The organism is Streptomyces sp. MUM 2J (genome assembly GCF_022414535.1).
GTDB lineage: Bacteria > Actinomycetota > Actinomycetes > Streptomycetales > Streptomycetaceae > Streptomyces.
Genome location: NZ_JADWYM010000044.1, coordinates 18,731 through 36,116, shown reverse-complemented (window position 1 = coordinate 36,116; position 17,386 = coordinate 18,731). Strand labels below are relative to the sequence as shown.

The window sequence follows — 17,386 nt, the reverse complement described above, 5'->3', positions numbered from 1 at the left end:
GCGAAGGCCCCGGGGCTGCGTCCGCAGTCCCGGGGCCTTCGCCTGCCGCGGCCTCGGGGATCACTGCGGCGGCAGCTTCTCCAGCTGGGCCTGGATGCGGGCGATGTCCTCGTCCGCCTTGGCCAGGCGGGTGCGGATCTTGTCCACCACGTGGTCGGGGGCCTTGGCCAGGAACGCCTCGTTGCCCAGCTTGGCCTCGGCCTGCTGGCGTTCCTTCTGGGCCGCGGCGAGGTCCTTCGCCAGGCGCTTGCGCTCGGCGGCCACGTCGATCGTGCCGGACAGGTCCAGGGCGACCTCCGCGCCGGCGACGGGCAAGGTGGCCGTCGCCGTGAACGCGTCGCCCTCCGGCTGCAGGCGCAGCAGCTGGCGGATGGCGGCCTCGTGCGGCGCCAGCGCCGTGCCGTCCAGGGACAGGCGGGCGGGAACCCGCTGGCCCGGCTGGAGGCCCTGGTCGGCGCGGAAGCGGCGGACCTCGGTGATGACGGTCTGGAGCGTCTCGATCTCACGCTCCGCCGCCGCGTCGCGGAAGCCGCTGTCCGCGGGCCAGCCGGCGACGACGACCGACTCGCCGCCGGTGAGGGTGGTCCACAGGGTCTCGGTGACGAACGGGACCACGGGGTGCAGCAGCCGGAGCGTGACGTCGAGGACCTCGCCCAGGACGCGCTTGCTGACCTCGGCCGCCCCGCCGCCGGCCTGGAAGACCGTCTTCGACAACTCGACGTACCAGTCGAAGACCTCGTCCCACGCGAAGTGGAACAGGGCGTCGGACAGCTTGGCGAACTGGAAGTCGTCGTAGTACGCGTCGACCTCGGCGACGACGGAGTTGAGCCGGGAGAGGATCCAGCGGTCCGTCGGCGACATCGCCGAGGCGTCCGGCAGCGGGCCCTCGACCGTGGCGCCGTTCATCAGCGCGAAGCGCGTGGCGTTCCAGATCTTGTTGGCGAAGTTGCGCGAACCCTGGACCCAGTCCTCGCCGATCGGGACGTCGACGCCGGGGTTGGCGCCGCGTGCGAGGGTGAACCGGAGGGCGTCGGAGCCGTACTTGTCCATCCAGTCCAGCGGGTTGACGGCGTTACCGAAGGACTTCGACATCTTCTTGCCGAACTGGTCGCGGACCATGCCATGCAGGGCGATGGTGTGGAACGGCGGGGTGCCGTCCATCGCGTACAGGCCGAACATCATCATCCGGGCGACCCAGAAGAAGAGGATGTCGTAGCCGGTGACGAGAACCGAGTTCGGGTAGAACTTCGCGAGCGACTCGGTCTGTTCGGGCCAGCCGAGGGTGGAGAACGGCCACAGGCCGGAGGAGAACCAGGTGTCGAGGACATCGGTGTCCTGGCGCCACCCCTCCGCCTCGGTGCCGGGCGGCTCCTCGCCGGGGCCGACGCAGACGGCCTCGCCGCCGGGGCCGTACCAGACCGGGATGCGGTGGCCCCACCACAACTGCCGTGAGATGCACCAGTCGTGGAGGTTGTCGACCCAGTCGAAGTACCTCTTCTCCATCTCCTGCGGATGGATCGTGACCTTGCCCTCGCGGACCGCGTCACCGGCCGCCTTCGCCAGCGGACCGACCTTGACCCACCACTGCATGGACAGGCGCGGTTCGATGGTGGTCTTGCAGCGCGAGCAGTGGCCGACGGAGTGGGCGTAGGGCCGCTTCTCGGCGACGATCCGGCCTTCGGCGCGCAGCGCGGCGACGATGGCGGAGCGGGCCTCCAGGCGGTCCAGGCCCTGGAAGGGGCCGTGGGCCGTGATGACCGCGTGCTCGTCCATGACCGTCAGCGACGGCAGACCGTGCCGCTGGCCGATCTCGAAGTCGTTCGGGTCGTGCGCCGGGGTGACCTTGACGGCGCCGGTGCCGAACTCGGGGTCGACGTGCGTGTCCGCGACGACCGGGATGGAGCGGTCGGTCAGCGGCAGCTTCACCAGCTTGCCGATGAGGTGCCGGTATCGCTCGTCGTCGGGGTGGACGGCGACGGCGGTGTCGCCGAGCATGGTCTCGGCGCGGGTGGTGGCGACGACGATGGACTCGTCGCCCTCGCCGTAGCGCATGGACACGAGCTCGCCGTCGTCGTCCTGGTACTCGACCTCGATGTCCGAGATCGCCGTGAGGCACCGGGGGCACCAGTTGATGATGCGCTCGGCGCGGTAGATCAGCTCGTCGTCGTAGAGCCGCTTGAAGATGGTCTGGACGGCCTGGGAGAGGCCCTCGTCCATGGTGAAGCGCTCACGGGACCACGCGACGCCGTCCCCGAGGCGGCGCATCTGCCCGGAGATCTGCCCTCCGGACTCGCCCTTCCACTGCCAGACCCGCTCGACGAACGCCTCACGGCCCAGGTCGTGCCGGGACTTGCCCTCCTTGGCCAGCTCCCGCTCGACGACGTTCTGGGTGGCGATGCCGGCGTGGTCCATGCCGGGCTGCCACAGCGTCTCGTACCCCTGCATGCGCTTGCGCCGGGTCAGGGCGTCGATGAGCGTGTGCTCGAAGGCGTGTCCCAGGTGCAGGCTGCCGGTGACGTTCGGCGGCGGGATGACGACGGTGAACGGCGGCTTGTCGCTCTTGGCGTCGGCCTCGAAGTAACCCCGCTCCACCCAGCGCTCGTACAGCGGCCCCTCTACGTCGGCCGGCGCGTACTGGGTCGGCAGTTCGGTGGTGGGCGCTGGTGGCTGCTGCTGAGCGTTATCGGTCACGGAGTCAGTTTAGAGGCGTCACGACGGTGTCCCGAAACGCGTTTGTTCTGTAACGGTGGGCCCCCCACCGCGGTGCGCGGAGGATGCCTGGGCCAGGATGTCAAAGACGCATAAGCATCTGGAGGGGAATCCAGGAATGAGCCACAACCAGCCGGGCCCGTACGGCCAGCAGCCGCAGGCGCCCCAGCCCGGCTACGGCCACCCCCAGCAGCCGCAGGCCCCCCAGCCGGGCTACGGCTACCCCCAGCCCCCCGCCCCGCAGCCCGGATACGGCCATCCCCAGCAGGCTCCACAGGGCGTCCCGCCCCAGCCGGGCCCCTACGGCCAGCAGCCGCCCCCCGGGCAGGCCCCTTACGGCGCCGTCCCGCAGCCGCCGGCTCCGGCGGGCGGCGGGAAGAAGACCGGGCTGATCATCGGCGCGGTCGCGGTGGTCGCGGCGATCGCGGTCGGCGCGTACCTCGTGATCGGCGGGGGTGGCGGCGGCTCCGACGTGGCGGACGACGGTCCGCACAAGCTGACGACGCCGGAGACGGTGCTGGGCGACTACAAGAAGTCCGAGGGCGACAGCAGCACCATGTCGGACGAGGACATGAAGGACGCCGAGAAGTGGGGTGTGCACAACCCCAGGGACGTCAGTGCCGCGTACCAGGCGGGCGACGCGGACAACCCGCTGAGCCAGCGGATGATCCAGTTCGGCGGTGTCTACGGCACGATCGACGACCCCGAGAAGACCGTCGACGCGATGTTCGCCTACATGAAGACCCAGAGCAAGGACGGCGGCAGCGACGACGACGTCACGCTGGTCGGCGAGCCGAAGACGTACAAGCCGGCGTCGCTCGACGGAGCGGTCCTCAAGTGCCAGCAGGCGAAGGTCGACAACTCCGACGGGGGCGCGGGCCAGCCCAAGGAGATCAGCATGTCGGTCTGTATCTGGGGCGACCACAGCACGCTCGGTTTCGTCATGCCGATGGAGTTCGCCTCCCTGGCGGCCGGGAGGAGCGCCGACCCGGAGGCCGACGCGGAGCTGGCGGCCAAACTGCGCAACGAGGTCCGCGTCAAGGCCTGACGCCCCCGGCGCACGCACAGGGGCCCCGGTCGGTCGACCGGGGCCCCTTACGCCGTGCGACTAGGCGGACTTCTGCTCGCCCGAGCCCCGCCCGCGCGCGTCCCGCGGGATGAGGGTCGGGTTGACGTTGGAGTGGACGACATCCGCCGTGATGACGACCCGCGCGACGTCCTTGCGCGAGGGCACCTCGTACATCACGGACATCAGGACCTCTTCCATGATGGCCCGCAGGCCACGCGCCCCGGTCTGGCGGAGGATGGCCTGGTCGGCGATGGCCTCCAGGGCCTCACGCTCGAAGTCCAGCTCCACGCCGTCGAGTTCGAAGAGCCGCTGGTACTGCTTGACCAGTGCGTTGCGGGGCTCGACGAGGATCTTCAGCAGGGCCTCGCGGTCCAGGTTGTGGACCGAGGTGATCACGGGGAGGCGGCCGATGAACTCCGGGATCATGCCGAACTTGACCAGGTCCTCCGGCATGACCTCCTCGAACATGTCCTTGGACTCGAGCTCGCGCTTGGAGCGGATCGTCGCGCCGAAGCCGATGCCCTTGGCGCCCGCCCGGGACTCGATGATCTTCTCCAGGCCGGCGAAGGCACCGCCCACGATGAACAGCACGTTCGTCGTGTCGATCTGGATGAACTCCTGGTGGGGGTGCTTGCGGCCACCCTGCGGCGGCACCGACGCCGTGGTGCCCTCCAGGATCTTCAGCAGGGCCTGCTGGACGCCCTCGCCGCTGACGTCGCGCGTGATCGACGGGTTTTCGCTCTTACGGGCGACCTTGTCGATCTCGTCGATGTAGATGATGCCGGTCTCGGCCTTCTTGACGTCGTAGTCGGCGGCCTGGATCAGCTTCAGCAGGATGTTCTCGACGTCCTCGCCGACGTACCCCGCCTCCGTCAGCGCGGTCGCGTCGGCGATCGCGAACGGCACGTTGAGCATGCGGGCCAGCGTCTGGGCGAGGAGGGTCTTGCCGGAGCCCGTGGGACCGAGCAGCAGGATGTTCGACTTCGCCAGTTCGATCGCGTCGTCCCGCCCGGCGGCGCCACCGTTCTCGCCGGCCTGGACGCGCTTGTAGTGGTTGTACACCGCGACGGAGAGGGCCTTCTTGGCCGCCTCCTGGCCCACCACGTAGCCCTCCAGGAACTCGTAGATCTCGCGGGGCTTGGGGAGCTCCTCCCAGCGCACCTCGCTGGTCTCGGCGAGCTCCTCCTCGATGATCTCGTTGCAGAGATCGATGCACTCGTCGCAGATGTACACACCGGGGCCTGCGATGAGCTTTTTGACCTGCTTCTGGCTCTTGCCGCAGAACGAGCACTTGAGCAGATCGCCGCCGTCACCGATGCGTGCCACGGTGTGCTTCCCCTTCGCCTGGGAGACGCCTGGACACGTGCGGTCCAGCGGCTCCTGGTGCTGCCTTATGTCGACGGTACCTTGCCGGGCCCCTCGTTCGGGCCCCCCTTGGCACGGTTCACTTTGTCGTGCGTCTTGCCATGCACAGTGCCACACCGGGCCAAGGGGCGGCAGACGATACAGGTCAGAAAAGACCCTGCGCGTCAGCGAACCGACTCGTTGTTCATCTTCCGGGTGGAGATGATCTGGTCGATCAGGCCGTACTGGAGCGCGTCCTCGGCCGTGAGGATCTTGTCGCGCTCGATGTCCTCGCGGATCTTCTCGATCGGCGTGGTGGAGTGCTTGGCCAGCATCTCCTCCAGCTGGGAGCGCATCCGCAGGATCTCGTTGGCGGCGATCTCCAGGTCGGAGACCTGGCCGCGGCCGGTCTCGCTGTAGGGCTGGTGGATCAGCACGCGCGCGTTCGGCAGCGCCATGCGCTTGCCGGGCGTGCCCGCGGCGAGCAGCACGGCCGCGGCGGAGGCCGCCTGGCCCATGCACACCGTCTGGATGTCCGGCTTGACGAACTGCATGGTGTCGTAGATCGCCGTGAGCGCGGTGAAGGAGCCGCCGGGGCTGTTGATGTAGACCGAGATGTCCCGGTCGGGGTCCATCGACTCCAGGCACAGCAGCTGCGCCATGACGTCGTTGGCGGAGGCGTCGTCGATCTGGACGCCGAGGAAGATCACGCGCTCCTCGAAGAGCTTCGCGTACGGGTCGTACTCGCGGATGCCCTGGGAGGTGCGCTCGACGAAGCGCGGGATCACGTAGCGGGACTCGGCCGAGGGGCCGGTGTACTCGGCGCGCGCACGGTCGTAGAGGCCGCTGCCGGGGAAGTCGTTCACGGTGTCTCCTGAGAGGGGCTGGGGCGGTGGCTGGGGCGGTGGGTCCAGGCGGGGCCGTAGAGGGCCGCTACGGGCCTCAGGAGCCCGCCCCGGTGCCGCCGCCGCCCGGCATGCCGGCGGCCGTGGCGATCACGTCGTCGATGAGGCCGTACTCCTTGGCCTCGTTGGCGTCGAACCAGCGGTCGCGGTCCGAGTCGCGGGTGACCTGCTCGACCGACTGGCCGGTGTGCAGGGCCGTCAGCTCGGCCATGCGCTTCTTGGTGTGCAGCAGCCGCTCGGCGTGGATCTTGATGTCCGAGGCCGATCCGGCCAGGCCCGCGGACGGCTGGTGGATCAGGATCTCGGCGTTGGGCAGCGCGAAGCGCTTGCCCGGCGTGCCCGCGCTGAGCAGGAACTGGCCCATGGAGGCCGCGAGGCCCATGGCGATCGTCACCACGTCGTTCTTGATGTACTGCATGGTGTCGTAGATCGCCATGCCGGCCGTGATCGATCCGCCGGGGCTGTTGATGTAGAGGTAGATGTCCTTGTCGGGGTCGGCGGCAAGGAGCAGCAGCTGTGCGGTGATCTTGTTCGCGATGTCGTCGTCGACCGGCTGGCCGAGGAAGATGATCCGCTCGTTGAGCAGCCGGTTGTAGACATGGTCGCCGAGGCCACCGCCGATGGAGGGCTCGCCGGCGGCGGAGGGCATCAGATTCGTCACGTATCCACCTGCTCGTCTTGCGACGGCGCCGGGCCGTCTCACGTTTCCCTGCGGGCTGGAGCCGTCTCGGGGACTCCACTGCCCTCGTATTCATGGACCCTAACGCGCGGGTCCCTTCGGGGAATCCCGGAGTGGGGGGTGTTCGCCGGGGGCGTAGCGCCGCGGTCGCCCTCGGTCGGCCGAGCGCCGCGGGCAGCTGGAAGCGGCGGCCGCGGGGCCCGGACGCGCAGGGGCCGGGGTACGGACGGGCGGGGCCGGGTACGGGCGGCGGGGCCGGCGAGCGCCGCGGCGGCTGACGAGGCTCCGGGACCCTCGTCCCGGAGCCCTGGGGCCGGGTAGGCGAACGGGCCCCGGGGGACGAAGTCCCCGGGGCCCGTTCGCGGCGCTCAGAAGGCGGCGGGCGTCAGCCCTCGGTCTTCTCCTCGGCGGCACCCTCGGCGGCCTCCACGGCCTCCGTGGCGGCCTCGACCTCGTCCTCGTCCTCCAGGTCGATGACCTCTCCGTTGGTGTCCTTCACCGTGGCGGCCTCGACGACCAGGGCCAGGGCCTTGCCGCGGGCGACCTCGCCGACCAGCAGCGGGACCTGGCCGCCCTCGACGACGGCCTGGGCGAACTGGTCGGGGGACATGCCGGAGGAGGCGGCACGGCGCATGAGGTGCTCGGTGAGCTCCTCCTGGTTGACGTTGAGCTTCTCGCGCTTGACGAGCTCGTCCAGGACGAACTGGGTCTTGATGCCCTTGACCGCGGCCTCGCGGGTCTCGGTCTCGAACTCCTCGGCGGTCTTGCCCTGGATCTCCAGGTACTTGTCGAGGGTCAGGCCCATCTGCTCGAGCTGGTGGTGCTCCAGGTTGTGCTGGCGGGTGTTGATCTCGTCCTCGAGGAGCTTCTCGGGGACGGGGACCTCCACCAGCTCCAGCAGCTTCTCCAGGACACGCTCCTGGGCCTGCGTGGCCTGGTCGTACTGCTTCATGTTCGCGAGGCGCTTGCGGCTGTCGGCCTTCAGCTCCTCCAGGGTGTCGAACTCGGAGGCGAGCTGCGCGAACTCGTCGTCCAGCTCGGGGAGCTCGCGCTTGGCGACCTGGCCCACCTTGACGGCGACCTCGGCCTCCTTGCCGGCACCGGTGCCGCCCTTGAGCTCGGAGGTGAAGGTGGCCTCGCCACCGGCCTCCAGGCCCTTCACGGCGTCGTCGATGCCGTCCAGCAGCTCGCCGGAGCCGATGGTGTAGGAGACGCCGGTGGCGACGCCGTCCTCCAGGACCTTGCCCTCGACCTTGGCCTCCAGGTCGACGGTGACCACGTCGCCGTCCTCGGCGGCGCGCTCGACCGGCGTGGTGGAGGCGAAGCGCTCGCGCAGCTGCTCGACCGACTTCTCGATGTCCTCGTCGGTGACCTCGACGGCGTCGACCTCGACCTCGATGGAGGAGAAGTCCTCGGGGAGCTCGAGCGCGGGGCGGATGTCGACCTCGGCGGTGAAGTTCAGCGTCTCGCCGTCCTTCAGCTCGGTGATGTCGACCTCGGGCTGGCCGAGGACGGAGAGCTCGGCCTCGCTGACCGCCTCCGTGTAGAACTTGGGAAGCGCGTCGTTGACGGCCTCCTCCAGCACGGCGCCGCGACCGAACCGCTGGTCGATGACCCGGGCGGGGATCTTGCCCTTGCGGAAGCCCTTCACCGTGACCTGCTGGTTGATCTTCTTGTACGCCGCGTCGAGGCTGTCCTTGAGCTCCTCGAAGGGCACCTCGACAGTGAGCCGAACCCGGGTCGGGTTCAGGGTCTCCACGGCGCTCTTCACGGTTCGGTCTCCTTGTGGCTGACTTCTGGGTCTCTGCCGGAGCCAGACCGGCTCCGGCGGATTTCGCCGCCCGGAGGACTTCAGAGGATGAGACACACGGGCGCGCAGCTTGCATAGTAACCGCAGCCGCCGGGCCACCCAAAAGGCGATCGTCCCCGGAGCACGGGGCGCGACCGGTCGCGGTGGCCGCCCTCCGGGGCCCTCTCCGGGCCGCCCCGAAGGATCGGGCGCGGACCGGGCGGGGGGACCCGTCGAGCAGGTGGAGCAGGTGGTCGGGGTGGCGGGATTTGAACCCACGGCCTTCCGCTCCCAAAGCGGACGCGCTACCAAGCTGCGCCACACCCCGTCTGGTGCGACACGTAGGGTACATGCCCGCAGGCCGTGGGACCTCCGCTTTCGCCGAGCAACGGCGGTCAACGCCGGCGGGGTGTGCGGCGAGGGGGGCCGACCCGCTACGATGCGTGCAGTGCCGCGGCCCTACGGCCTGCGGCGCGTGGTGTGCGGGCGTAGCTCAATGGTAGAGCCCCAGTCTTCCAAACTGGCTACGCGGGTTCGATTCCCGTCGCCCGCTCGGTATCCGGCTCGGGGCCGGGTCAGAGGACGTCTCCTCCGGCCCGGCCCCGAGTCGTTCCACGAGGTCGCGACCGGTGCGCCGCCTTCGCCGTGCAGCCGCCCGGCAGCCACCCGGCGTCCACGGCATACACGGGCCCCGCGCGGGGACACACCCCGCATGGGCGGGTGTCCTGAACCGGGCCACCCGTGGCCCAGGTGCGCTCCGGGTACCCGGAGCGCACCTGGGCCACGGCAGGCTGGCAGGGCGCGGCGGGGACGGAGCGGCGCGGCCCGGGGCTCAGAAGCTGATCGAGTTGATCGTCTCGGCTATCGAGTCGAGGAAACGATTGATCGACGGGGCCAGGCCGGTCGAGGCGAGGAAGAAGCCGAACAGGACGGCCACGATCACGGGTCCCGCCTTGATGGAGCCCGCACGCATCATCACCACCAGGATGATCGCCAACAGCAGCACGACGGACAGTGAAATGGCCACAACTGATCACACCCTCGGTCGGTCCGCTCTCCCGGCCGGGGGTGCAGCGCCGCACTCCCCCGCCAGGACCATCGTGCCACCAACCCGGCCACCTCATGCGGCGCGTGACACAACGTCGGGGTGAACTTGCCCCACCCGCCGGTCCGGTCGCGCTGCGCGGCGGTGCCCCGGACACCGCTCCTCCATCACTCCGCACAGCAATTCGACACACCGCTCGCAAGAGTAATGACAGGAGATCATTTCCACTCCCGCACATCACGTTCGGCGTGAATTCGCATGGTCGGCGAAGAGGCGCGTGATGAGCCTCCATGGGTCGCCAAGTCGTGATGAAGTCAGACATCGCAGGCGGCGGAACCGCACCGATCGCGGGCAGCCGCACCGCATGACACGGAATGACCGTGGAGGTTTTGCGACCGCCATGCGCGACGCTAGGGTGCCTCAAATGTTCCACGCCGCCCCGTCCCCTGAAACACCGCAGCAGCGTCAGAACACACCGGCACCGACCGTTTCCAGACCGCGCGACGCCTTCTTCGACAACGCCAAGTTCCTGACGATCGTCCTCGTCGCCGTGGGGCACGCCTGGGAGCCGCTCAAGGGCGACAGCCGGGCTCTGGAGGCCGCCTACCGGGTCGTGTACGCCTTCCACATGCCGGCGTTCGTCATCATCTCGGGCTATTTCTCCCGCAGTTTCGACATGCGCCCGGACCGGCTCCGGCGGCTGGTGACGTCCGTGGTGGTGCCCTATGTCCTGTTCGAGGTCGCGTACACCTACTTCCGGCGCGTCGTGGGGCACCTGCACGACCAGCCGATCAGCCTGCTCGACCCCTGGTACCTGACCTGGTTCCTGTGTGCCCTGTTCGTGTGGCGGCTGACCTCGCCGCTGTGGCGGCTGGTGCGCCTGCCGCTGCTCGTGGCGCTCGGCCTCGCCATGCTGGCGTCCGCCTCCCCCGGGATCGGCAACGACCTGGACCTGCAGCGGGTGCTGCAGTTCCTGCCGTACTTCGTCCTGGGGCTGTGCCTGCGGCCCGAGCACTTCAGGTGGGTGCGGCGGCGGGCGGTGCGCGTCCTGTCCGTCCCGGTGTTCGCCGGCTCTCTCGCCGTCGCCTGGTGGTCGGTGCCGCGCGTGGACGCCTCGTGGCTGTACCACAGCGACTCGGCGCAGGAGTTGCACGCCGCCTGGTGGGCCGGGCCCGTCATGGTCCTGGTCCTCTTCGGCTGCGCGGTGCTGCTGACCGCCTGCTTCCTGTCCTGGTCGCCGGGGCGCAGGCTGTGGTGCACGGCTCTCGGGGCGGGCACCCTGTACGGCTATCTGCTGCACGGCTTCCTGGCCAAGGGCAGCGACTACGCGGGCTGGTACGACCACGCCTGGCTGCACGGGCCCGCCGGGGAGATCCTGGTCACCGTCCTCGCCGCGACCGCCGTCACCCTGCTGTGCACGCCGCCCGTGCAGCGGGTCTTCCGGTTCGCGATGGAGCCGCGGATGGCGTGGGCCTTCCGCCGGGACGGGGCGGGACCGACCCGCGTGCGGGAGCGGTCGGGGCGGTCCCCGGCGCGCGAGCCGGAGGCTGCCCGCCTGTAGGCGTCAGTCCGCGTCCGGCGCCGGGCCGAGCAGTCCCCGCATGCGGGCGTACTTGGCGGTCAGCCGGGTCCGGGTGGCCGGATCGAGCACGGCGAGCCGGACCGGGTCGGCGTTGTGCGCCAGGTCGGCCTCCTTCACCAACAGGGCTCCCGGGGTGGCGAGGATGCGCCGCGCGTATGCCTCCGGGAGTTCCCCCGGCAGCCGGGTGAGCGCGCGCACGATGTCCTTCGTGCGCCGGGTCAGGGCCGCCCGGTCCAGCCACTGTTCGGTGAGGGCGTCGTCCTCCACGGCGTCGTGCAGCCAGGCCGCCGCGATCTGGTCGGCGTCGCCGCCCCGGGCGCGCACGCCCTCGGCGACGGCCCGCAGATGCTCGGCGTAGGGCCGTCCCGCCTTGTCGGTCCGGCCCTCGTGGGCGGCGCGGGCGACGGCCTCCACCTGGGCCGGGGAGAGGAGGGGCTCGGGGTCGGTCATGCCGTCAGTGTGGCAGCGGCGGGCGGGAGGCGCCGAGCCGACCGCGGTTCTTCACCGCGCCGCGTTCGCCGTGGGCCCCTCACGGCAGATCAGCAGCAGCGCGCGATCGTCGTTGACGTCCTTGGCCACGGCCTCGATCAGGTGCCAGGCGGCGCCGTGGAAGCCGCCGGTGACATAGCGGTCGGCCTCGCCGGTGAGTCGGTCGATGCCCTCGACGATGTCCCGGTCGGAGGTCTCGACGAGGCCGTCGGTGAACAGCATCAGGACGTCGCCGGGGCGCAGGGAGCCCTTGACCGGGTCGAACTGGGCGCCGTCGTACACGCCCAGCAGCGGTCCTTCCGCCGCCTTCTCCTCCCAGCGGCCGCTGCCTGCGCTGAGCTGGAGACCGGGCGGATGGCCCGCGGAGTACAACTCGTAGTCACCCGAGTCGAGGTCCAGCACGAGGTGGATGGAGGTGGCGAAGCCCTCCTCCCACTCCTGGCGGAGCAGGTAGCCGTTGGCGGCGGGCAGGAAGGCGTGCGGGGGCAGGCTGCCCAGGAGGCCGCCGAAGGCGCCGGAGAGCAGCAGGGCGCGGGAGCCCGCGTCCATGCCCTTGCCCGACACGTCGGTGAGGACCACTTCGAGGGTGCGGCCGCCGTTGGTGCGCGCGGCGACCACGAAGTCGCCGGAGAAGGACTGGCCACCGGCCGGGCGCAGCGCCATCTCGTGGTGCCAGCCGCGGGGAAGCCGGGGCAGCTTGCTCTGCACGCGGATGCGTTCGCGCAGGTCGAACAGCATGGTGCCGCCCCGTCTCCAGGGCACGCCGACCCGGCTGCGGAACTGGGCGATGAGCAGGCCGACGAATCCGCAGGCGGCGACCACCAGTACGACACCGGGCGTGACCCGGGACGAGCCCTGGGTGTACGGACCGAGCCGCACCGACTCCACGATCAGCGCGGTGGCCGCCGCCGCGTACAGACCGAGCAGGCTGGCCGGGCGCAGCAGCAGACCGCCCGCGACGATCGGCAGCACCAGCGCGGCCGGGGAGCACCACACCGGGTCGGCCAGGGTCAGGCTCGCGATCAGGGGGATGGTGAGGAAGAGCCCGGCGAGGGCGATCCAGTCCGAGCCGTCGCCGCGGAAGTAGTCGACGGCGGCCCGGCGCACGCCGACGCGGGCCCGGTGCCACTGCATCTTCCACCGGGCCGTGAACGTCTCGCCGGCTGCGCGCCGCCCTCGTCCTGCTGCCATTAGTTCGGGACCCTATCGATCCGACCGGCTGCTTGGCACGGGAGGTCCCACTTGTCCCCCGTCCGGGGTTCGCCTCCCCGGCGAACCGCCCCCCTGGCCGCCGCACCGCGGTGCGGGGGAAATTCGCTGGATCGCCCGTACCGGCGCTGGTAGGCATGGCGCATGGCGACCGACTGGACCACGGGCCCGGGGACTGACCTGCGGGTGTTGCGGAACGAAGACTGGGACCCGTGGTACGACAACCTGCTGCGCGCCTTCGGCGGAGTGGTGGAGACGGCCGAGGAGCGCGCGCTGTGGCGGGCGCTCTCCGAGCCCGACCGGTTCATCGGGGCCTGGGACGGGGGCGTCGTCGTGGGGACGGCGGGGGCGTTCTCCTTCCGGATGACGGTCCCGGGCGGGGCCGTGGTGCCGACGGCGGGCATCACGGCGGTGAGTGTGGCCGCGACGCACCGGCGGCGCGGGGTACTGACGTCGATGATGCGACGGCAGCTGGACGACATCCGCGGGTGGGGGGAGCCGCTGGCGGTGCTGACCGCCTCGGAGCCCGCGATCTACGGCCGGTTCGGGTACGCCGCCGCGACGTACGAGGTCAGCGCCGAGATCGACACCGCACGGGTGTCGCTGTCGGTGCCGGCCGGCACCGGCGACGTGCGGCTGCGGTACGCGGAGCCCGCCGGCGTCCTCGACGCGTGCGAGGCGGTGTACGCCCGTACGGTGGCCCGCCGGCCCGGGATGCTGGCCCGGCACCGGTCCGGCTGGGAGCGGCTCGGCCTGCTGGACGCGGAGGGCGGACGGGACGGGGCTTCCGCGTTGCAGTGCGTGGTCGCCGAGCGGGACGGAGCGGTCGTCGGGTACGCCCGGTTCCGGACCCGACCGGGGTGGGGCGTCAGCGGGCACGACGGCACGGTGGTGCTGACGGAGCTGGCCGGGCTCGACCCGGCGGCGGAGGCGGCGCTGTGGCGGTTCCTGTTCGGCATCGACCTGATGACGACGCTGCAGGTACGGGGACGGCCGGTGGACGAGGCCTGGCAGTACCGGGTGTCGGACATCCGGCGGTGCCTCCCGCGGCTGCGCGACGCGCTGCACCTGCGGCTGGTGGATGTCGGGACGGCGCTGGCTGCGCGCGCGTACCAGGCGCCGGTGGATGTGGTGGTGGACGTCGAGGACGCGTTCTGCCCCTGGAACGAGGGGCGTTGGCGGTTGTCCGGCGATCCGAAGGGCGCGTCCTGCGAGCGGACCCGGGACACCCCGGATCTCTCCTTGTCCGTACGGGAGTTGGGCGCGGCGTATCTCGGCGGCGTCTCACTGGCGTCGCTCGCGGCGGCCGGACGGGTACAGGAGTTGCGGCAGGGCGCGCTGGCGGAGGCGGCCGTGGGGTTCGGGTCGGCGTCGGCCCCGTGGCTGCCGCACGGTTTCTGACGTTGCGCCGGGTGACGTCCGCCCGGGGAGGTGCCGTGCCCGCCCGGGGAGGCGCGACGTCCACCGGTCGGTGCCCCGTGCGCGGAGGTGGGCGGGATTCCGCCGGTCCCGCGGGGTGTCAGCCGGACTGGCAGGTGGGGCACCAGAAGAGGTTGCGGGCGGCGAGGCCGGCGGTGCGGATCTCGCCACCGCAGACGTGGCAGGGGCGGTCGGCCCGGCGGTAGACGTACACCTCGCCGCCGTGGTCGTCGACGCGGGGCGGGCGGCCCATCGCCTCCGGGGTGTGTTCCGGCCGGACGGTGTCGATACGGCCCAGCCGCACGCCCTCGCGCATCAGGGCGGCCAGGTCGGCCCAGATCGCCTCCCACTCGGCGGGGGTGAGGGACCGGCCGGCCCGGTAGGGGTCGATGCGGTGCCGGAAGAGCACTTCGGCGCGGTAGACGTTGCCGACTCCGGCGACGACCTTCTGGTCCATCAGCAGGGCGGCGACGGTCGTACGGCTGCGGGAGATCCTGCGGTACGCGGCGGCCGGATCGGCGTCCTCGCGCAGCGGGTCCGGGCCGAGGCGGTCGTGGATCGCCTGCTTCTCGGCCCCGGTGATCAGGGCGCAGGTGGTGGGCCCACGCAGATCGGCGTACGCCGTCCGGCTCGCCAGGCGGAGGCGGACGGTGTCGGCGGGTGGCGGTGCCGGGGCGTCGCCGAAGGCGACCTTCCCGAACAGGCCGAGGTGGACGTGGACCCAGTCGGCCCCGCGAAAGCGCAGGAAGAGGTGCTTGCCGTGCGCCTCGGTGGCGGTGAGCGGCGCGCCGTCGAGCAGGTCGGCGGCGTCGGAGAACTTGCCCTGGGGGCTGGTCACCCGCGGGGCCGTGCCGGAGAAGCGGCCGGCGTAGTCGTGCGCCAGCCGGTGGATCGTGTGCCCCTCTGGCACGGCTGCTGTTCCTTCCCGCCCCGGCGGGGCGCTGTCAGTCCTGCTGCGGGTGGTGCGCCGGGATCGGGGGCAGCTCGCCCGTGGTCTCGTACGCGGACAGCATGTCGATGCGGCGCACGTGGCGCTCGTCACCGGAGAAGGGCGTGTTGAGGAAGACCTCGACGAACTTGGTCGCCTCCTCGGTGGTGTGCATGCGTGCGCCCACGGCGACGACGTTGGCGTTGTTGTGCTGGCGGCCGAGCGACGCCGTCTCCTCGCTCCAGGCGAGCGCGGCCCGTACGCCCTTGACCTTGTTCGCGGCGATCTGCTCGCCGTTGCCGGAGCCGCCGATCACGACGCCGAGGGCGTCGGGGTCCGCGGCGGCCCGCTCGGCGGCGCGGAGGCAGAACGGCGGGTAGTCGTCCTGGGCGTCGTAGATGTGGGGGCCGCAGTCCACGGGGTCGTGGCCGGCGGCCTTGAGCCACTCGACGAGGTGGTTCTTGAGTTCGAAGCCGGCATGGTCCGAGCCGAGATACACGCGCATGGGATGAGTGTGACATGCGGCGCGCGCGGCGGCAGCGTCGGGTTCTGGGCTCCGAATACCCAAGTTGCACCAAAGAAGCTCAGGAAAACCTCAAGTGACGATCAGGATTCGAAGGTTTCCGAATAGCGTTACCTCAGATTCACCGGTCCTCGCTCGTACATCGCTCGTACGGCACACCGATCAAGCGGCGCAAAGGAATTCCGTCCCATGACCTCGCAGCCGACCCTGACCGAGGCCCACGGTGGCCACCAAGACCCCGGAGACCCCGGCACCGGCTCCGGCTCCGGCTCCGGCTCCGGCTCCGGCTCCGGCCTCCAGGCAGGGCTCAAGAACCGTCACCTCTCGATGATCGCCATCGGGGGTGTGATCGGCGCCGGCCTCTTCGTCGGCTCCAGCTCCGGTATCGCCACCGCCGGCCCCGGCATCCTCCTCTCCTACGCCCTCGTCGGCACGCTCGTGGTGCTGGTGATGCGGATGCTGGGCGAGATGTCCGCGGCCAATCCGACCTCCGGGTCCTTCTCCGCACACGCCGACCGCGCACTCGGGCCCTGGGCCGGGTTCTCCATCGGTTGGCTCTACTGGTTCTTCTGGGTCGTCGTGCTCGCCGTCGAGGCGACCGCCGGCGCCAAGATCCTGGAAGGATGGGTCCCGGCCGTCCCGCAGTGGGGCTGGGCCCTGATCGTGATGCTGGTGCTCACCGCCACCAACCTCGTCTCCGTCGGCTCCTACGGCGAGTTCGAGTTCTGGTTCGCCGGCATCAAGGTCGTCGCGATCGGCGCGTTCATCGTCGTCGGCGGCCTGGCCGTGTTCGGCGTGCTGCCCGGCGTCGACAGCGACAAGGCGGGCCTGTCCAACCTGACCGCCCACGGCGGCTTCCTGCCCAACGGGCCCGGTGCCATCCTGACGGGTGTCCTGCTCGTGGTCTTCTCCTTCATGGGCAGCGAGATCGCGACCCTCGCGGCCGGCGAGTCGGAGGACCCGCAGCGGGCCGTCACCAAGTCGACCAACAGCATCATCTGGCGTATCGGCGTGTTCTACCTGGGGTCGATCCTCGTCGTCGTGTCACTGCTGCCGTGGAACGACAAGGCGATCAAGGACGAGGGCTCCTACGTCGCCGCCCTCGACTCCCTCGGCATCCCGCACGCCGGTCAGATCATGAACTTCATCGTGCTGACGTCGGTGCTGTCCTGCCTCAACTCCGGGCTCTACACGGCTTCCCGGATGGCCTTCTCGCTCGGCGAGCGGGGCGACGCCCCGAGGGCCTTCGCCAGGACCACCGGCCGCGGTGTACCCCGGACGGCCATCCTGGTCTCGGTCGTCTTCGGCTTCGCCGCCGTGTTCTTCAACTACAAGTTCCCCGACACCGTGTTCCTCTTCCTCGTCAACTCCTCCGGTGCCGTCGCCCTCTTCGTCTGGCTCGTGATCTGCTTCTCGCAGCTGCGGATGCGGAAGATCATCCAGCGGGAGGCGCCGGAGAAGCTCGTCGTGCGGATGTGGCTCTACCCGTACCTCACCTGGGCCGCCGCCGGTCTCATCGTGTTCGTCCTCGGCTACATGCTCACGGACACCGAGCACGACGGCCGGGAGACGGTGCTCCTGTCCCTCCTCGTGGCGGCGATCGTCCTCGTCGTCGCGGTGGTCAGGGCACGGTTGGCCACGTCCCGGTCCCGCGAGGAGGTCCCGGCCGCCTGACGCGCCGGGCCTCCCGGAGCAC

14 protein-coding genes and 2 tRNA genes are annotated in these 17,386 nt (G+C 70.7%); 5 read left to right on the top strand and 11 right to left on the bottom strand.

The window, feature by feature from the left end; all coding sequences use genetic code 11:
- Positions 1-60 precede the first annotated feature (60 nt).
- Entirely contained in the window at positions 61-2,691 is a 2,631-nt protein-coding gene (locus I3F54_RS26965; protein ID WP_240121521.1) for a valine--tRNA ligase, read from the bottom strand.
- A 136-nt stretch (positions 2,692-2,827) separates the two neighbouring features.
- Between I3F54_RS26965 and I3F54_RS26960 the strand changes: the two genes are divergently transcribed.
- Positions 2,828-3,757 (top strand): hypothetical protein, encoded by a 930-nt coding sequence (locus tag I3F54_RS26960; RefSeq protein WP_240121520.1) that lies wholly within the window; start codon positions 2,828-2,830, stop codon positions 3,755-3,757.
- Between the two features lie 60 nt (positions 3,758-3,817).
- Here I3F54_RS26960 and clpX read toward each other — a convergent pair whose 3' ends face one another.
- The 5 genes from clpX to I3F54_RS26935 form a co-directional block, all read right to left on the bottom strand.
- The gene (gene clpX, locus I3F54_RS26955) at positions 3,818-5,104 is read right to left on the bottom strand and encodes an ATP-dependent Clp protease ATP-binding subunit ClpX (RefSeq protein ID WP_240121519.1); all 1,287 of its coding nucleotides are present in this window, start codon (positions 5,102-5,104) and stop codon (positions 3,818-3,820) included.
- A gap of 203 nt (positions 5,105-5,307) precedes the next feature.
- On the bottom strand, positions 5,308-5,988 hold the full coding sequence (locus I3F54_RS26950; RefSeq protein WP_240121518.1) for an ATP-dependent Clp protease proteolytic subunit: 681 nt from the start codon (positions 5,986-5,988) through the stop codon (positions 5,308-5,310).
- A 76-nt stretch (positions 5,989-6,064) separates the two neighbouring features.
- Entirely contained in the window at positions 6,065-6,676 is a 612-nt protein-coding gene (locus I3F54_RS26945; protein WP_240121534.1) for an ATP-dependent Clp protease proteolytic subunit, read from the bottom strand.
- 415 nt (positions 6,677-7,091) lie between these two features.
- Positions 7,092-8,477 (bottom strand): trigger factor, encoded by a 1,386-nt coding sequence (gene tig / locus I3F54_RS26940; protein ID WP_240121517.1) that lies wholly within the window; start codon positions 8,475-8,477, stop codon positions 7,092-7,094.
- A gap of 269 nt (positions 8,478-8,746) precedes the next feature.
- Positions 8,747-8,823: transfer RNA gene (locus I3F54_RS26935), tRNA-Pro, on the bottom strand.
- A 154-nt stretch (positions 8,824-8,977) separates the two neighbouring features.
- On the opposite strand from I3F54_RS26935, the gene I3F54_RS26930 reads away from it, so the two are divergent.
- Positions 8,978-9,048 (top strand) — tRNA-Gly (locus I3F54_RS26930).
- A 279-nt stretch (positions 9,049-9,327) separates the two neighbouring features.
- On the opposite strand, the gene I3F54_RS26925 is transcribed toward I3F54_RS26930, so the two are convergent.
- Positions 9,328-9,522 (bottom strand): hypothetical protein, encoded by a 195-nt coding sequence (locus I3F54_RS26925; RefSeq protein ID WP_240121516.1) that lies wholly within the window; start codon positions 9,520-9,522, stop codon positions 9,328-9,330.
- Positions 9,523-9,964: 442 nt separating this feature from the next.
- On the opposite strand from I3F54_RS26925, the gene I3F54_RS26920 reads away from it, so the two are divergent.
- Positions 9,965-11,101 carry an acyltransferase family protein gene (locus I3F54_RS26920; protein WP_240121515.1) on the top strand — a complete coding sequence of 379 codons (1,137 nt, stop codon included), beginning with the start codon at positions 9,965-9,967 and terminating at the stop codon, positions 11,099-11,101.
- A gap of 3 nt (positions 11,102-11,104) precedes the next feature.
- On the opposite strand, the gene I3F54_RS26915 is transcribed toward I3F54_RS26920, so the two are convergent.
- Both I3F54_RS26915 and I3F54_RS26910 read right to left on the bottom strand, forming a co-directional pair.
- Positions 11,105-11,572, bottom strand: coding sequence for an HD domain-containing protein (locus I3F54_RS26915; RefSeq protein ID WP_240121514.1), 468 nt, complete (start codon positions 11,570-11,572; stop codon positions 11,105-11,107).
- Between the two features lie 51 nt (positions 11,573-11,623).
- Entirely contained in the window at positions 11,624-12,802 is a 1,179-nt protein-coding gene (locus I3F54_RS26910; RefSeq protein WP_240121513.1) for a PP2C family protein-serine/threonine phosphatase, read from the bottom strand.
- A 162-nt stretch (positions 12,803-12,964) separates the two neighbouring features.
- Between I3F54_RS26910 and I3F54_RS26905 the strand changes: the two genes are divergently transcribed.
- Positions 12,965-14,221 (top strand): GNAT family N-acetyltransferase, encoded by a 1,257-nt coding sequence (locus I3F54_RS26905; RefSeq protein WP_240121512.1) that lies wholly within the window; start codon positions 12,965-12,967, stop codon positions 14,219-14,221.
- Between the two features lie 118 nt (positions 14,222-14,339).
- Here the strand turns inward: I3F54_RS26905 and I3F54_RS26900 are convergent, their stop codons facing one another.
- The gene (locus I3F54_RS26900) at positions 14,340-15,149 is read right to left on the bottom strand and encodes an Fpg/Nei family DNA glycosylase (protein ID WP_240121511.1); all 810 of its coding nucleotides are present in this window, start codon (positions 15,147-15,149) and stop codon (positions 14,340-14,342) included.
- Between the two features lie 34 nt (positions 15,150-15,183).
- Positions 15,184-15,672 carry a ribose-5-phosphate isomerase gene (locus I3F54_RS26895; RefSeq protein WP_240121510.1) on the bottom strand — a complete coding sequence of 163 codons (489 nt, stop codon included), beginning with the start codon at positions 15,670-15,672 and terminating at the stop codon, positions 15,184-15,186.
- Between the two features lie 207 nt (positions 15,673-15,879).
- Between I3F54_RS26895 and I3F54_RS26890 the strand changes: the two genes are divergently transcribed.
- Entirely contained in the window at positions 15,880-17,364 is a 1,485-nt protein-coding gene (locus I3F54_RS26890; protein WP_240121509.1) for an amino acid permease, read from the top strand.
- The last annotated feature ends 22 nt before the right edge of the window (positions 17,365-17,386 follow it).

Bases quoted from the DNA above. Each gene is read 5' to 3' on its own strand.
- I3F54_RS26960 (WP_240121520.1), top strand. From the start codon at position 2,828: ATGAGCCACAACCAGCCGGGCCCGTACGGCCAGCAGCCGCAGGCGCCC.
- I3F54_RS26945 (WP_240121534.1), bottom strand. From the start codon at position 6,676: ATGCCCTCCGCCGCCGGCGAGCCCTCCATCGGCGGTGGCCTCGGCGAC.
- I3F54_RS26920 (WP_240121515.1), top strand. From the start codon at position 9,965: ATGTTCCACGCCGCCCCGTCCCCTGAAACACCGCAGCAGCGTCAGAAC.
- I3F54_RS26915 (WP_240121514.1), bottom strand. From the start codon at position 11,572: ATGACCGACCCCGAGCCCCTCCTCTCCCCGGCCCAGGTGGAGGCCGTC.
- I3F54_RS26910 (WP_240121513.1), bottom strand. From the start codon at position 12,802: ATGGCAGCAGGACGAGGGCGGCGCGCAGCCGGCGAGACGTTCACGGCC.
- I3F54_RS26905 (WP_240121512.1), top strand. From the start codon at position 12,965: ATGGCGACCGACTGGACCACGGGCCCGGGGACTGACCTGCGGGTGTTG.
- I3F54_RS26895 (WP_240121510.1), bottom strand. From the start codon at position 15,672: ATGCGCGTGTATCTCGGCTCGGACCATGCCGGCTTCGAACTCAAGAAC.
- I3F54_RS26890 (WP_240121509.1), top strand. From the start codon at position 15,880: ATGACCTCGCAGCCGACCCTGACCGAGGCCCACGGTGGCCACCAAGAC.